Origin of the sequence: Muribaculum intestinale (assembly GCF_002201515.1) — a bacterium.
Taxonomy (GTDB): Bacteria; Bacteroidota; Bacteroidia; order Bacteroidales; family Muribaculaceae; genus Muribaculum; species Muribaculum intestinale.
Map to the genome: position 1 here is coordinate 2,559,385 of NZ_CP021421.1, position 15,091 is coordinate 2,574,475.

A 15,091-nucleotide genomic window follows, 5' to 3' on the forward strand; every position below is an offset into this window, starting at 1 on the left:
GTCAATCTTTTATAAATTATTAGATATAAGTCTTTTACCTTATCATGAAAATTAGAAGTGTAATCGGAGCGATGCTGTTGCCTGCGTGCGTTTTGTCGGCGCAGGGGCAGATTACGCTTGTGCGCGACGGAAAGCCTCAGTCGCGTATTGTAGTTAACAGTGATTCTCCTGTCGACCGCCGTGCGGCCGACCTTCTGCAGGACTTTGTAGGGCGCATCAGTGATGCAAAGCTGCCGGTAGTCGAGTCGAAAAAACTTAAGAAGGGCGACGTAGTAATCGGTCAGGGCTCGACCGAAGGTCTTACTGAGGACGGATTCCGCCTCGCTGACGGCGATGGCATACTCTATATAAGCAGCGGCGGCGACAAGGGCACACTCAACGGTGTGGTGCAGCTGCTCGAAGACTATCTTGGCGTGCAATACTATGCCGCCGATGCCTATACTCTCGACCGTCGCTCGACCGTAGATATTTCCGCTATCGGCGACCGTGTGGTAAATCCTGCGTTCCGCTATCGTCAGAGCCAGTGCTATGCGATGCAGGAGGACCCAATCTACAGGATATGGATGCGATTTGAGGAGCCGTCCGATGAGTTTGCCGACGGTCTGTGGGTACATACATTCCGGCGTCTGCTCCCTCCGGAAGAGTATGGCGAGACGCATCCGGAGTATTACTCATATATCAACGGTATGCGTCGTCCGGGCAACGCGAGTCAATGGTGTCTCACCAATCCTGAGTTGTTTGAGATTGTTGCCGCACGCATCGACTCTATTTTCAAGGCCAACCCCGACCGCAACATGATATCCGTGAGTCAGAACGACGGCAATTTTACCAATTGCCACTGTGAGGAGTGCAGCAAGATTGACGAGTACGAGGGGAGTCTGTCGGGCAACTATGTGCGTTTCCTCAACAAACTTGCCGAGCGTTTCCCCGACAAGCAGTTCTCGACACTCGCCTATCTGTTTACGATGCATCCGCCCAAGCATGTAAAGCCTCTGCCCAATGTCAATATTATGCTGTGTGACATTGACACCAAGCGCGAGGTGCCACTTACCGACAATGCCTCGGGCCGCGACTTCATGAAGGCGCTTGAGGGGTGGTCGAAGATTTCCAACAATATCTTCATCTGGGACTACGGCATCAACTTCGACAACATGGTGGCGCCGTTCCCCAACTTCCCTATTCTTCAGAAAAACATACAGCTCTTCAAGGAGCATAACGCTACGATGCACTTCTCGCAAATCGGCGGCTCGAAAGGCGGCGACTTCTCCGAGATGAGGGCGTATATGGTGAGCAAACTGATGTGGAATCCGTATCTCGACGCCGACTCGCTCATGCGCTCGTTTATGGATGGCTACTACGGTGCGGCCTCCCCGTATATCTACCAGTATGAGAAGCTGCTTGAGGGTGGCCTGCTCGCCAGCGACAAGGAACTGTGGATCTACGATTCGCCGGTCACTCACAAGGACGGAATGCTCAATGCCAAGTGTCGCAAGCGCTACAACGAGCTGTTTGACGATGCCGAGCGTGCCGTTGCCGGCGATTCGGTGCTGCTGCGCCGTGTGCGCATGGCGCGCCTCCCACTCCAGTATTCCGAGCTTGAAATCGCACGTACCGAGCAGGGGCACGACCCGGAGGAGCTGAAGCAGGCTCTTGCCCTGTTTGACGAGCGCACTGCCGAATACGGAGTGCCCACACTCAACGAGCGCAACAATCATCCTTCGGAATATTGCAAGCTGTACATGGAGCGCTTCCTGCCAGGCACAACTGTCAACAAGGCCGCTGGCGCAAAGATAACCTGGAACGTGCCTCCTACAGGGCGATATGCCGAAATCGGAGAGACAGCCCTTACCGACGGCCTATACGGAGGCACCACCTTCGTCGAGAGCTGGATAGGGTGGGAAGGTATCGATGGCTCGTTTGTGATTGACCTTGGCGAGGAAAAAGAGTTTTCGTCGGTTTCCTCCGACTTTCTCCATCAGCTTGGGGCATGGATTCTTCTGCCGGAGAAGGTGGTCTACAGCATTTCAGACAATGGCGTCGACTTCACCCATTTCGGCGAGAAGGTGCAGCCTGAGGACCGTGACCCTAAGGTGAAATTCGTATCGCTCGGCCATGAGTCGCCCTCGCCTGTAAAAGCCCGCTACATAAAGGTCGACATAACAGGCGTGAAGACCTGCCCGTCGTGGCACTATGGCGTGGGATATCCCGCATGGTTCTTCCTTGACGAAGTTACCGTCGACTGATACTCCCGATAAATATTATAAGCGTGGAGTCGGAAACCGACGTGTTGGCCCCGGATGTTGTAGGGCTGATGTTTCATCCCGATCTGTTTTATGGTACTCCGCTTGCCGCCAAAATTAAGAGCTTGTTTAATAATAAATGTTACCGTCAGGGCGGTCAGTCGTCGGACAGATTTTCGCTTGTGATGAGGGAGTTATGGGGCTCCATAACGACCGAAGAGCGGGCGGAAATATGCCGGCGAATGGCCGACGAGAGGTAATTTGTTTCATATAGTTGATATATTTTTGCATTTACCTTACAAGCAGCCAAGAGATTGTATAGGTTATAAAGTTACCTTTTGTCTCGTATATCTTGGCCGCTTTTCGCCCTATTCCTCAGTCATGTACATAAAGTACACTCCTTCGTCACATGTCGAAAATCGCCTCAAGCTATACGACCCTGTCGGCAACATTTATTATTAAACAAGCTCTAAGAATTACAGCTTTTTTGACTATTCACAGCGAGAGGCCTTGCATCTGTCGTTGGATGAGCGGAAATTGTTTATCGAATGTCTTGACCGTATAAAGAATGAGATAGAGCATCCTGTCGATAATCACACTGCTGAGATTGTGGCCAGCCACATCCAGGTGCTCCTTGATTATTTGTCACGTTTTTATGAGCGTCAGTTTATCACTCGCCGTAAGGTCAATTCGGATGTATTGACAAAATTTGAAAAGGCGCTGAAGGAGTACTATGCCGACGGTCATGGCAAAGATGGAGTGCCTACTGTGAATTATTTTGCTGAGATAGTAAATCTGACACCCGGCTATTTCGGCGATCTGGTAAAGAAGGAAACCGGCAAAACCGCACAGGAACTGATATCACTCAGGATTATAGAATTTGCCAAGCAGCAGCTTACTGCCACGGATGATGATATTAGTATCGTTGCATATGACCTTGGATTTCAGTATCCGCAACATTTCTCCAGAATGTTTAAGCGGGTTACCGGAATAAGTCCCACGCAGTTTCGCAAACAGATAAGCATCGGCTATAATTAGCCCACGTTCCCCGGCATTAACAGATGTTTTGGGGGAGGAACGTGGTATTATTAGACAAGCTATTAAACAAGCTCTTATTTCTTAGACGGCAGTTTGGGCGTAATTGAGATGAAGAATTCAAAGTTTATCCCGGGCATCGGATGTGACAGCACCGACAGGTAGTCTTCGTTGAAAAGATTGTTTACAGCGAGTTTCAATGACAGGTCGGCGGGACGGAATGAGAAACTTTTTTCAAGCGATATATTGTTCATGAAGTATTCTGGCAGGTGGCCGGTAAGAGTATATTCGTTGCTTGACATGGTGAATCGCCGCGAATAATATACCCACTTGTATAGAAAAGCCCAAGAGTGCCACGAGAGACGTCCTGTCAGCGAGGCCGAATGGCGTGGCACGTATGGAAGCTGCTTTCCTACGGAACGGTCGGCGTCTGACATTTTGTCTCCCTCGTTTATCGACGGAGTCCATGAGTATGACGCGTTGAGGTCTAAGTGCCAGTCTTTAATCGGCTGTATTCCGATATTTATCTTTGTCTCGATGCCGTATGCGTGTACTTTCTTTACATTTCGGGGCGAGAAGAATCCCTTTGTCGTCGGGAGCCAGATTATCCAGTCGCTGATGTGACTGTCAAACCATGTCGCCCCTCCGTCAATGGAGAACACTCCGGGCTTTCCTGTGCTGAATGTGGCCCCGAGGTCGTAGCTGAATCCATGTTCGCTTTTCAGGTCGGGATTGCCGCCCGGCAGAAAGTACAGGTCGTTGAGGGTGGGAAACCGGTAGTTGCGCGATATGGAACCCTTCAGCATGATGTTGCCGGTGTGCGACACGATGCCGTCGATGAAAAAAGCGGGTATGAGCGGTGCCCATGTGCTCCCATACATATCCTCGCGCATCACGGCTGACATGCCCAGGCGTTCGCACGGCTGCCATTTTGCCGATACCGCGCCTGAAAGTTCAATCCGGCCCTTGTCATATCCGATAATGGCGCGGTTGGCATCCTGGAGCTGTATGTTGCGGTCTTCGCTGCGCACGAATTGCTGGTGTGCCGACAGATTGGCTGTAAAATACCATTTGCGTGATGGGGTATATTCACCTTCGGCCTGGGCGTAGAATGTGTTGATGTGGCTGCGCGAGCGCGTCATGGTGGTCCAGTTGTCATTGGCTGTCTCGCGGCGATAGTCATAGGCCATCCATGTGTGTATATACCCGCCTTTCACTCCTGCTTTCCAGGAGCTCCTGATGTGATTCCATGAGAGTATGCCGCGTATGGTCTGTTCGCGCTGACGGTTCTCGAAGTCTGACTCGCCGTAGTCGGTAGTCAGCAGTGGCAATTCACGATTTGAGCTTGTATACCATGCGTTCATGCCGAAATGGTCGCCGTGCAGGGTGTTGTAGTATACTTCCTGAAGCAGATGGAAATCCTTGAACGAGGCGTTGCGGTTGCGCTCTTTCGGGTGATACTGGGATATGATATTGTGGTTGTCGTCGTATATGTTAAGTTTCTTGTCGTGATTGATGTATGTATAGTCGTTGGGCGACGAGGAGTATACGGCGCGTGTCGACACTTTCCATTTGTCACTGCCATAGGTGACACGTGCGAATTCATCGAAAGTGCTGAACGAGCCTATGCCCTGCACGTATTGCAATCCGAGCCCGTCGTTGATGTCGGACGATGTGGCCAGTTTTACAAGGCCTCCCAGGCCGCCGCCTGTCTCGTTGACCGACGATGTGCCGTGGAGCAGTGATGCCCGGTCGATAAAAAACGACGGAATCGTAGAGAAATCGGTCATGCCCAGCATAGGGCTGTTGATGCGCATTCCGTTCCATGTCACTTGTGTGTGGCTTGGCGATGTGCCGCGGAATGCCACAGTCGACAGAGTGGCGCGTCCGTGGCTCTTGACGAAAATCGACGAATTAAATGTCAGCACATCGGCCATCGACAGTGCGATGTTCTCTTTCAGCATGGATGAGTCGAGCACGGTTTTCTGTATGCCGATATCTTTCATCGGCCGTTTGGCGGTATAGATTACTTCGCCGAGCCGATAGGTCTTTTGTGCTATGGCCGGTGTCGCAATCGACATGGCGGTAAGTAGGAGTAGTCCTTTGGAATTCATAAAGCAGAGTGGGGCGGATGTGTCAGGCATCGGTCAGATTGGTCGTGTGGATTGTTGAAGTCAGTTCCAGCAGAATGCGCCGGGATTTATGCCTGCGTAGAATTGGTCAATAAGAGAGCCGGCGGGGCTGTAGCGGTATATGATGCCTCTCTGCTGGTAATCAATCGCATCGGCCACATATATCTCTCCGTTGTCGGGATTCACGGTCAGACCGTAATATATCGTGCTTCGCTCTTCGATGAGAGGCGCTGCAGGGAGTGCGTCGGAATTGATTTCCATGCACCATATCCCTCCGTTTATCCATAGCAGCTTGTCGCGGTCGCCGTTTAGCTGAAGTTCCGACGGAGATTCGCCGAGGCGCATGGTGTAGCGCTTCTCTATGCCGAATGTCTCGGCGTCGATACGGCAGATTGTCGGGGCTTCGTATCCATAGGGGCTTCCGTCGTATCCGCCATCGGTGAGTACCCACAGCTTATCGTTGTGGTCGATAGCGATTGATGAGGGTTGTATGCCCACAGTCAGTTTGTCGACGACACGGTCGGTCTCGGTGTCGATTTTTATAACACTGTTCTGGTAGCTCCAGCATGTGCAGTAGATATATTTCCCATATTGCACCATCTGCTCTGTCGACCCGTTGTCGGCCTCCATGCCGGGCACGGTGATATATCCTGTGATGGAATACGTTGTGGGGTCGATGATGAATATACGGTTATCCCATAGCTGGGTCACGTATGCTTTCGTGTCGCTTATGAAATGTATGTATCGTGCGGCGGTGAAGTCCTCGATGCGTCCGGTCTCTTTCAGTGTGCGTGTGTCCACTGCGAATATTACGTGGGAATTGTCTACCACAATCCAGCCTTTGCCGTCGTGGATAGTCATGGACTGGGCCACATCGCCGAGCCTGTATCCGTTGGCACGGTAAAACAGCTCGTTTTCTACGGTATTGGTCGAGGGGTCATAGTAAGACAGTGTGGCATTTCCATACTGGTAGTTGCCTTCGTTGGTGATAAACAGGCCATGAGGTGGTATGGTGAATTCCTCTTCTTCACCATAATCCCATTTCATACATGAAGTGACAAGCATGCATTGGCATGCCGTAAATATATTGAGAAGACAGATAGATACTTTACGCATCGGCATAAGTGAGGATTATTGTTTTGCGAGAGAAAGGTCGATGAAACCGAAAACCTCGGTTGATACTTCGCCAAGCCCTCCGGCTTTGGAGTTGACGCCTGTCTGTACCTTGATAAAATCGATATAGGCGAGTCGTGCCTGGCTTCCGTCGACATTCATGGCGTCGGATATGCGAAACCGGTTGCATTGCGGGCCATAAGAGAGGGATATATTGTCGCTGCCCATATTGTCGGCATATCCCCATCCGAAAGCACTGTTGTTCCATAGCCCACTTGAGGTGTCTTGTGATGTGCGTGCTGCCAGGCATGTGCCTTTTAGGGTGTATGTATCCGATTTTACCCATGCCGGATAGTAATAATCCTGTTTATGTACAAATCCGAGATAGTCGACAGTGCCGGAGTTGCCTTGGCTGTCGGTCCAGGATACAGCAAGGCCGGGAGCGTCAGGGCGCGAATATGTCACGGCGTAATCCTGTATTGTGCCCTCTTTCCCGGTTTCGCTTCCGCGCAGCTCATACCATGTGTCATCCGGCTTCCCGTTGCCGTTGGTATCTTGCATCACGTATACGATGCCGGGCTCGTTGGAACCTCCTGTTCCGCTCGAAGTGTTGAGGTATGAATTGCCCATTATGGCAAAATCATAGTCACCGTCGCTCGACGGTATGCTGTGATCGAATCCTACAACGATATATCCGCCAAATGCGCCAAGCGAGACAAACAGTCGTTCGGAAAGACGCTGCTCGGCCCATGCGGCTGCCGCTTCGGGAGTAATATCTCCTGCGATTGATTCAGTCATTGTCGACTCGTTGATAAACTGTCCCGGGGCCGGAGTCCATTCATACACATGAGTGCTCATTTCCGAGCTTGTCGGCAGAGACGGGCGGAAATTGCCTTCCGGAGTGTTGCCGTTCTCTCCGGATTGGATTATATCATCCTTGTTGCACGACATCAGCAAAGATGCTGATGCCGTGGCAATAAGGACATATGTCATTGGTCGTGTCATTTTACTATCTTGAGGCTTGAGTTGCCGGCTTTTATCACATATATTCCGGCTGAGAGCGATGAAATGTCGAATGAATTGTTTTCGCTTGACATTACACACTGTCCGGCGGTGTTGTATACCGATGCAAAGGATGCGTTGCCGATGCTGACGGTCTTGTTGGCACGGTCATAGCTGATGTTGGTGTCGTTGGCATTGACGGTCGAGATGCCCGATGTCGACACAGGCTTTACCATAAGTTTGTCGAGACAGAAGTAGGTCGGAGTGTTGTCTCCCCATTGGCCTACGTCAGTGGTCTTGAGCGAGAAGTAGATCTGATTGACGATGCCGAGCGATGACAAGTCGACATATTTCCATCCTCTGTTTATGGTAAGGTCGCCATTGGTATACGATGCGAGCTCTGTATCCACAGTGCGTTCGCTTTCGTCGGGAGCGATGCCATGTATTGTAAGGGTAAATTTGTCACCGTTATGGAACGCGCGTGCATACGAGTCGCCATATTCGATACAGTAGTACGGATAGCTGTTGAGATTGACATAAACGCCTACGGCTTCATACGCTTTCCCGTCGTTGAAAGCCATGTCGGCAGGATGCTTTGCGAAAGCGCTGCTGGCATATGCTACCATATAGGGCACCTCTGCGCTTACTACAGGCATATCGTTTTCATCGGTTTTCACTGTGCCGTCCTCGTTGAGCACGATACCGCCCTTGGCCATGTTGCTGAACTGAAATTTCAGGGTGTCATCCTGGCGCACATTGTTGGCCGAGTTGGATGCAGTGAATCCCCACCAGGTATTGTAATCCCCCATAGAGTTGTGCACGAATGAGAAACACTGGCTGTCGATGCTTTCAGCATCGTCGTCGTATGTGCCTGTCCATGCACCGTTTTCCGCATCAAAATTCAATGTTGTGGTAGCCTTTGTGAGGTCAAGAACTACGATGTCGGACTGGGCGTTCAACGTGAGCGCACCGGCAAGGGTGAAAATTGAGATAATGATTCTGTTCATATTGTTGATAATTAAGTAATAATGAATAATCCCGGTCATACATACAGACACGCGATGCGATGACGGGATTCAGAATCATTCTCAGAGCCTGTTGTGGCCCTGATGTTAGGTTGTGAGATGCCCATAGTCCCGTAGGCAAGGATGTCTGCTGAATAAATGGCAGGTCTTCTGACTTATCCCGGTCGTTGTTGCGCCTTCTCGGCCTCAGAGGCCAATGGCGTTGTGCAACAGACTTTATATTTAGGACTTACAGCAGCGGGTACTGTTCCGGATTTGCACCGGATTCCCTATCCGAGAGCCTTGTGGCTTTATCGGATAGCTCCATTGGTCTTGACTCTTCAAGGGGAGCAGCCATTTTTCGTGTGCAAATTTAAGAATATTTTTTTATATGGGATAACAATGTATTGATTTTGTGATTACCTTTGCACCCGCATTACTAAAGATGTCTATGAGACCTATTCTTCAATTTGGAATTATTTTCGTATTTCTCGCTGTCGGCGAGTTCGTTGTGAAATGTACCGGTATTACCGTGCCGTCAAGTATCATAGGTATGCTGTTGCTTGCTCTGTCGTTGAAACTCGGTATAGTGCGCCTTGAGTGGGTCGAACGTATTTCTGCATTTCTTGTGCACAACCTCGGCTTTTTCTTTGTCCCTGCCGGAGTGGGGCTGATGAAGTGTCTTGGTCTGCTCGCTGACCAATGGATTCCGATTGTCGGAGCTTCTGTGGGCAGTACTGTAGTCATTATCGCCGTTACCGGATGGGTTCATCAGCTGGTGCGCCGCAGTATGTCAAGGCGTCAGCGTCGCAGTGTCGGTATATAATATAAATAGGTGTATGGAATTTCTCACTAATAAATATTTTCTGATAGCGCTGACTTTTGGCTTTTATCTTTGCGGTCAGTTGTTGCAGCGTCGTGCCGGAGTCAAGATACTCAATCCGATACTTATCGCTATAGCATGTCTGATATGTTTCTTATGTTTCTTTGATATTGATTTCGAAACGTATCAGGCCGGAGGTGAATATATTGATTTCTGGCTCAAGCCGGCAGTAGTGGCGCTTGGTGTGCCGTTGTACAAGCAGCTCAGTGCCATCAGGAAACAGCTTGTGCCCTTGCTTGTGTCAGAACTTGCAGGGTGCGTGGCCGGCATTGTGTCGGTGCTTCTGCTTGCACGGCTGTTCGGTGCCACACAGGAAGTGGCGATGTCGCTTGCTCCCAAAGCTGTCACTACACCTATTGCAATGGAGATTGCCTCGGCTATCGGAGGAATTCCTCCGCTTACAGCTGCGGTGGTGGTGTGTACAGGCATATTCGGAGGTATGGCCGGTTTCGGGATAGTCAGAATGAGTCGTATCAGCAGTCCTATTGCATCCGGACTGTCTATTGGCACGGCGGCTCATGCTGTCGGTACTTCGGCGGCAATGGAGCGTAGCGACCGCTATGGCGCGTTTTCTTCGCTTGGACTTACTCTTAACGGACTTCTGACAGCCCTTCTCGCTCCGATGATAATACGCATGATGGGATACGCGTTCTGATTATAATTGTCATTATAATTTATCATATCTCTTGCGGGGCTGTGGCCCTGTGGGAGATTTTTGCTAAATTTGCAGAGTAATAGCACAATGCGGAGTGGCATGTATGAGTGACGATATTCAGAATGCACTTCCGGAGGATTGCTGTAATCCAATAGAACCCATAGATTATCAAGATATAAATGGCCGAAAACAATCTGTTGTCACGTCTCGACGGCATAGAGGCGCGTTTCGAGGAGGTAAGCCTTCTCATTACCGACCCCTCGGTGATTGCCGACATGAAACGTTATGTAAAGCTCACAAAAGAATATAAGGACCTTGAACGCCTGACCAAGGCTACACGCGCCTATCGTACTGCACTCGACAATATCGCCGAGGCGCATGAGGTGTTGGCCTCGGAAAATGATGAGGAACTCCGTGCTATGGCTAAGGATGAGCTTGACGAGGCTACTGCCAGACTGCCGGAGATGGAGGAGGAGATTAAGCTGCTTCTCGTTCCGGCTGACCCCGAGGACGGAAAGAATGCAATCGTGGAGATTCGCGGTGGTACCGGTGGCGATGAGGCTGCGATATTTGCCGGTGATTTATACAAGATGTATACCAAGTATTGCGAGTCGAAAGGCTGGCAATGTGCGGTGAGCAGTTTCAGTGAGGGAGCTGCAGGCGGCTTCAAAGAGATTGTGTTCTCAGTGACAGGCGAGGGCGTATACGGAATTCTTAAATATGAATCCGGAGTCCATCGCGTACAGCGTGTACCGGCTACGGAGACTCAGGGACGTGTACATACCTCTGCGGCTACAGTAGCTGTACTCCCCGAGGCGGAGGAATTTGATATTGAAATCAATGAGGGTGAAATCAAATGGGACACATTCCGCTCGGGAGGTGCCGGAGGTCAGAATGTAAACAAGGTTGAGTCGGGAGTGCGTCTGCGCTACATGTGGCGCAATCCTAACACCGGAGTCACGGAAGAGATTCTTATAGAATGTACCGAGACTCGCGACCAGCCAAAGAATAAAGAGCGTGCTCTCAGCCGACTGCGCACGTTTATCTACGACAAAGAGCATCAGAAATATCTCGACGATATAGCCTCGCGACGCAAGACAATGGTGTCGACCGGCGACCGTTCGGCCAAGATACGTACCTACAACTATCCGCAGGGACGTATTACAGACCATCGCATCAACTATACCATATATAATCTCTCCGCGTTTATGGACGGTGATATACAGGACTGCATCGACCACCTGATAGTTGCCGAGAACGCAGAGAAACTCAAAGCCAGCGAACTTTAGGCCCCGTAGGCATGTGTCTCGATATGCAGCCTGCTGTGTGTGAAAAAGAACGAATGCACGTGACACAAAATTAAAATCAAGATAATGAAACGCGAAAATTTAATCGAAAACATCAAGAGCAAGGGCTCCTTTTTATGCGTAGGGCTTGACCCGGATATTAAGAAAATCCCGGAGCATCTGCTTCGTGAGGAGAATCCGCTTCTTGCATTCTGCAAGGCAATTGTCGATGCTACCGCTCCTTATTGTGTCGCTTTCAAGCCCAATTTGGCCTTCTTTGAAAGCATGGGTGTGGAAGGCTGGCTGGCTCTGGAGGATACGGTAAGGTATATTAAAGAAAATTATCCCGATCAGTTTGTGATAGCCGATGCCAAGCGCGGCGATATCGGCAATACGTCTAAACTGTATGCACGCGGTGTATTCGAGCATCTTCAGGCCGATGCTGTGACAGTGGCTCCCTATATGGGCGAGGACAGTGTTACCCCTTTCCTCGGTTATCCCGGCAAATGGGTGGTGCTTCTGGCGCTTACATCCAACAAGGGCAGCCATGACTTTCAGTTCATTCAGGACGGCGAAGGTCATCGCCTGTTTGAAAACGTGATACTCGCTTCACAGAAATGGGCTTCTTCCGACGAACTGATGTATGTGGTCGGCGCTACACAGGGCAAGATGTTTGAAGATATACGTGCGGTTGCTCCCGACAATTTCCTTCTTGTGCCCGGAGTCGGTGCGCAGGGCGGCAGTCTGGAAGAGGTCGTAAAATACGGTATGACCAAAGACTGCGGACTGCTTGTGAACTCATCAAGGGGCATTATCTATGCATCTACCGGAGCTGACTTCGCCGAGGCTGCCGGACACGAAGCCGCAAAACTCCGCGACCAGATGGCCGGCCTCCTCAAGGAATATGGCGTAATAGACTGATAGCCCTGAATATGCTTGTCTGTTAACCATATTTACATAATTATAAGTGTAAGTGTCAAAAATTTCAATTATCTTTGCCGATACAATACTGTGATTTTTACTTAACCAAATAATATAATAATGGCAACTATCGACAATTACAATTTCAACGGCAAGAAGGCTATCGTTCGCGTGGACTTCAATGTGCCTCTGGACGAAAACGGCAATATTACCGACGACACCCGTATCCGCGGTGCGCTTCCTACCCTTAAGAAAATTCTTAACGACGGAGGCAGCCTCATCATAATGTCGCATATGGGCAAACCTAAAGGCAAGGTGAACCCCAAATTCTCCCTGTCGCAGATTAAGGATGCCGTAGCAAAGGCTCTTGGCACTGATGTCAAGTTTGCTCCTGACTGCGCCAACGCTGCAGAGGCTGCTGCAAGCCTCAAGCCCGGTGAAGTCCTTCTGCTTGAAAACCTCCGCTTCTATCCCGAAGAAGAGGGCAAGCCCGTCGGCATTGACAAGGCTGACCCCGCTTATGAGGATGCCAAGAAGGAGATGAAGGCCCGTCAGAAAGAATTTGCCAAGACTCTTGCAAGCTATGCCGACGTATATGTAAACGATGCCTTCGGCACCGCTCACCGCAAGCATGCCTCTACAGCTGTTATCGCTGACTATTTCAGCGCTGACGACAAGATGCTCGGCTACCTCATGGAGAAAGAAGTAAAGGCTGTTGACAATATCCTCAGCGATATCAAACGTCCTTTCACCGCTATCATGGGTGGTTCAAAGGTATCTACCAAAATCGGTATTATCGAGAATCTTATGGACAAGGTCGACAACCTTATCCTCTGCGGCGGCATGACATATACCTTTGCCAAGGCTCAGGGCGGTAAGATTGGCCAGTCTATCGTAGAGGATGACAAGCTCGACCTCGCTCTTGATATCATCAAGAAAGCCAAAGAGAAAGGCGTCAACCTTATTCTTGGTACCGATTGCGTTGCCGCTGACGCATTCAGCAATGATGCCAATACAATGATATGCCCCAGCAATGATATCCCCGACGGATGGGAAGGTCTTGATGCAGGTCCTGAGACTCGCAAGAGATTTGCTGACGCAATCGAGCCCTCTAAGACTATCCTTTGGAACGGCCCTGCCGGTGTATTCGAGTTCGACAACTTTACTGCCGGTTCGCGTGCGATAGCCGACGCTATTGTAAAGGCTACTGAAAACGGCGCATTCTCTCTCGTTGGCGGTGGCGACTCTGTGGCTTGTGTCAACAAGTTCGGTCTGGCCGACCAGGTTAGCTATGTATCTACCGGCGGTGGCGCTCTCCTTGAGGCTATCGAGGGTAAGGTACTTCCCGGCGTAGCCGCTATCAAGGGCTAATAGCCGTAAGGTATATAGACGAATATCAGGTGGCATCGGGCTGTTTGTCCGGTGCCACTATTGTAATACTCCACGTAAATCGGATTGCATATGCCTGATTTACTTGGCTATGCATGCTTTAGATATGGAAATATTTGGCGACGAACGTTTCTGGGCCTGGGTGGAAGCTCACAATAACGATGACCCCGCTAAATTGCGCCTTGCATGGCATGGGCGCGAGCCGTGGATTGACGATGCGGTAAGGCAGATAGAATGCCGGCGGAAATATCGTCGGAAACTTCAGTATGAAATATCATACGACAGGTTCTATTTCCCGACTTCACTTTCCGGAGAACAGTCGACAGGCGATGAACTGGCCCGTATACATGCGGCGATGATTCCTTCCGGTGCTCACACGATTGTCGATCTTACTTCCGGACTCGGAGTTGATGCTATGACGATAGCCCGAGCTACAGGTGTCCATGTTGTTGAGGTAGAGCGTGATTCTGTAGTCTCTGCGGCCTTGAGACATAATGCGGGTGTTGTCGGAGCTAATGTAGAGGCAATATGCGCCGACTGTCGCGATTATCTTGAAAGTGTGCCTGACGGCAGATTTGATATCGCGTTCATTGATCCTGCCCGTAGGGATGCTGATGGAGGACGTGTATTCGGTATACGTGATTGTGAACCGGACATCTTGACTATGTTGCCGTTGCTGAGGCGGAAAGTGAGGACGCTTATAGTCAAGCTGTCTCCTATGCTTGACGTGACCCGGACTTTACGCGATTTGCCTGGCACGACTGACCTGTGGTCGCTCGGGTCATCCACAGAATGCAAGGAGATTGTAGCATGTTGCGACTTGCAGGCCGACATTAGTAGTGACTATGAACCGGACATTCATGCCGTTACGCCTAATGGTGAGATAAGTTTCAGACTCGGAGAGGAAGCATGTGCAGAGTCCAGGTATGGTACACCCATGGCCGGCGGATGGCTATATGAACCATGGCCGGCAGTGATGAAAGTCGCCCCATGGCGTTTGCTGTCATCACGGTATGGTATGGTGCAGCTTCACCCCAACACCCACTTGTATTATTCCCCCGGGCCTGTGTCTGATTTTCCCGGGGAGGGCAGACGCATACTTGAGGTACTCCCGTTTGCATCGTCAGTGCTCAAGCAATTGCCACGTCGCTATTCCCGTATGCAGGTTGCTGCCCGAAACTTTCCTATGGCCGCAAATGTGCTCTCGCGCAAACTCCGGGCTAAAGAGGGTTATGGCGCTCCACGCCTTATGGCTGCTATCGTTGTGCCCGACACGCCTGTGCTTATAGTACTTAAGGGGCAGTAGCGAGTATATACATAGACATTTGCACTGGTGATTAAATCGGTCGCCGGCATGTAAATATCTGTGTTTTAGTTTGATATGATACAATTTGCGCGGATGGGTTATTTTTCGTAATTTTGCAGCCCGTA

The 15,091-nt window shown here is 50.4% G+C and carries 12 protein-coding genes and 1 riboswitch; of the genes, 8 read left to right on the plus strand and 4 right to left on the minus strand.

The genetic code is table 11. From position 1 onward, the window contains the following. Nucleotides 1-71: 71 nt before the first annotated feature. Both ADH68_RS10350 and ADH68_RS10360 read left to right on the plus strand, forming a co-directional pair. Entirely contained in the window at nucleotides 72-2,243 is a 2,172-nt protein-coding gene (locus ADH68_RS10350) for a DUF4838 domain-containing protein (RefSeq protein ID WP_232321555.1), read from the plus strand. Between the two features lie 519 nt (nucleotides 2,244-2,762). After that, entirely contained in the window at nucleotides 2,763-3,278 is a 516-nt protein-coding gene (locus ADH68_RS10360; protein WP_157755890.1) for a helix-turn-helix domain-containing protein, read from the plus strand. A 74-nt stretch (nucleotides 3,279-3,352) separates the two neighbouring features. On the opposite strand, the gene ADH68_RS10365 is transcribed toward ADH68_RS10360, so the two are convergent. From ADH68_RS10365 to ADH68_RS10380, 4 genes are all read right to left on the minus strand, one after another. After that, nucleotides 3,353-5,356 (minus strand): TonB-dependent receptor plug domain-containing protein, encoded by a 2,004-nt coding sequence (locus tag ADH68_RS10365; RefSeq protein ID WP_394364983.1) that lies wholly within the window; start codon nucleotides 5,354-5,356, stop codon nucleotides 3,353-3,355. Nucleotides 5,357-5,449: 93 nt separating this feature from the next. Beyond that, nucleotides 5,450-6,472 (minus strand): YncE family protein, encoded by a 1,023-nt coding sequence (locus ADH68_RS10370; RefSeq protein WP_088294810.1) that lies wholly within the window; start codon nucleotides 6,470-6,472, stop codon nucleotides 5,450-5,452. 66 nt (nucleotides 6,473-6,538) lie between these two features. Then, nucleotides 6,539-7,525, minus strand: a complete 987-nt coding sequence (locus tag ADH68_RS10375; protein ID WP_133165717.1) for a hypothetical protein — start codon at nucleotides 7,523-7,525, stop codon at nucleotides 6,539-6,541. Then, nucleotides 7,522-8,529, minus strand: a complete 1,008-nt coding sequence (locus ADH68_RS10380; protein ID WP_161953088.1) for a DUF4465 domain-containing protein — start codon at nucleotides 8,527-8,529, stop codon at nucleotides 7,522-7,524. The genes ADH68_RS10375 and ADH68_RS10380 overlap by 4 nt, the downstream gene beginning before the upstream one ends. A 141-nt stretch (nucleotides 8,530-8,670) precedes the next feature. Continuing rightward, nucleotides 8,671-8,870, minus strand: a riboswitch (cobalamin riboswitch). Between the two features lie 107 nt (nucleotides 8,871-8,977). Between ADH68_RS10380 and ADH68_RS10385 the strand changes: the two genes are divergently transcribed. The 6 genes from ADH68_RS10385 (at nucleotide 8,978) to ADH68_RS10410 (ending at nucleotide 14,966) form a co-directional block, all read left to right on the plus strand. Next, complete coding sequence (locus ADH68_RS10385) at nucleotides 8,978-9,352, plus strand: CidA/LrgA family protein (RefSeq protein WP_068960869.1); 375 nt, start codon at nucleotides 8,978-8,980, stop codon at nucleotides 9,350-9,352. A 13-nt stretch (nucleotides 9,353-9,365) separates the two neighbouring features. Next, nucleotides 9,366-10,064: an LrgB family protein gene (locus ADH68_RS10390; RefSeq protein ID WP_068960868.1), complete on the plus strand. Its 699-nt coding sequence runs from the start codon at nucleotides 9,366-9,368 to the stop codon at nucleotides 10,062-10,064. Between the two features lie 179 nt (nucleotides 10,065-10,243). Beyond that, nucleotides 10,244-11,353: a peptide chain release factor 1 gene (prfA, locus tag ADH68_RS10395; protein ID WP_068960867.1), complete on the plus strand. Its 1,110-nt coding sequence runs from the start codon at nucleotides 10,244-10,246 to the stop codon at nucleotides 11,351-11,353. Between the two features lie 84 nt (nucleotides 11,354-11,437). Continuing rightward, nucleotides 11,438-12,271, plus strand: coding sequence for an orotidine-5'-phosphate decarboxylase (gene pyrF / locus ADH68_RS10400; protein WP_068960866.1), 834 nt, complete (start codon nucleotides 11,438-11,440; stop codon nucleotides 12,269-12,271). 120 nt (nucleotides 12,272-12,391) lie between these two features. Then, nucleotides 12,392-13,642: a phosphoglycerate kinase gene (locus ADH68_RS10405; protein ID WP_068960865.1), complete on the plus strand. Its 1,251-nt coding sequence runs from the start codon at nucleotides 12,392-12,394 to the stop codon at nucleotides 13,640-13,642. A gap of 124 nt (nucleotides 13,643-13,766) precedes the next feature. Beyond that, nucleotides 13,767-14,966 carry a THUMP-like domain-containing protein gene (locus tag ADH68_RS10410; RefSeq protein ID WP_068960864.1) on the plus strand — a complete coding sequence of 400 codons (1,200 nt, stop codon included), beginning with the start codon at nucleotides 13,767-13,769 and terminating at the stop codon, nucleotides 14,964-14,966. Nucleotides 14,967-15,091 lie beyond the last annotated feature (125 nt).

Coding starts and splice junctions, on each gene's coding strand:
- ADH68_RS10350 (WP_232321555.1), top strand. CDS start 72: ATGCTGTTGCCTGCGTGCGTTTTGTCGGCGCAGGGGCAGATTACGCTT.
- ADH68_RS10365 (WP_394364983.1), bottom strand. CDS start 5,356: ATGTCGATTGCGACACCGGCCATAGCACAAAAGACCTATCGGCTCGGC.
- ADH68_RS10370 (WP_088294810.1), bottom strand. CDS start 6,472: ATGCTTGTCACTTCATGTATGAAATGGGATTATGGTGAAGAAGAGGAA.
- ADH68_RS10375 (WP_133165717.1), bottom strand. CDS start 7,525: ATGACACGACCAATGACATATGTCCTTATTGCCACGGCATCAGCATCT.
- ADH68_RS10380 (WP_161953088.1), bottom strand. CDS start 8,529: ATGAACAGAATCATTATCTCAATTTTCACCCTTGCCGGTGCGCTCACG.
- ADH68_RS10385 (WP_068960869.1), top strand. CDS start 8,978: ATGAGACCTATTCTTCAATTTGGAATTATTTTCGTATTTCTCGCTGTC.
- ADH68_RS10390 (WP_068960868.1), top strand. CDS start 9,366: ATGGAATTTCTCACTAATAAATATTTTCTGATAGCGCTGACTTTTGGC.
- prfA (WP_068960867.1), top strand. CDS start 10,244: ATGGCCGAAAACAATCTGTTGTCACGTCTCGACGGCATAGAGGCGCGT.
- pyrF (WP_068960866.1), top strand. CDS start 11,438: ATGAAACGCGAAAATTTAATCGAAAACATCAAGAGCAAGGGCTCCTTT.
- ADH68_RS10405 (WP_068960865.1), top strand. CDS start 12,392: ATGGCAACTATCGACAATTACAATTTCAACGGCAAGAAGGCTATCGTT.
- ADH68_RS10410 (WP_068960864.1), top strand. CDS start 13,767: ATGGAAATATTTGGCGACGAACGTTTCTGGGCCTGGGTGGAAGCTCAC.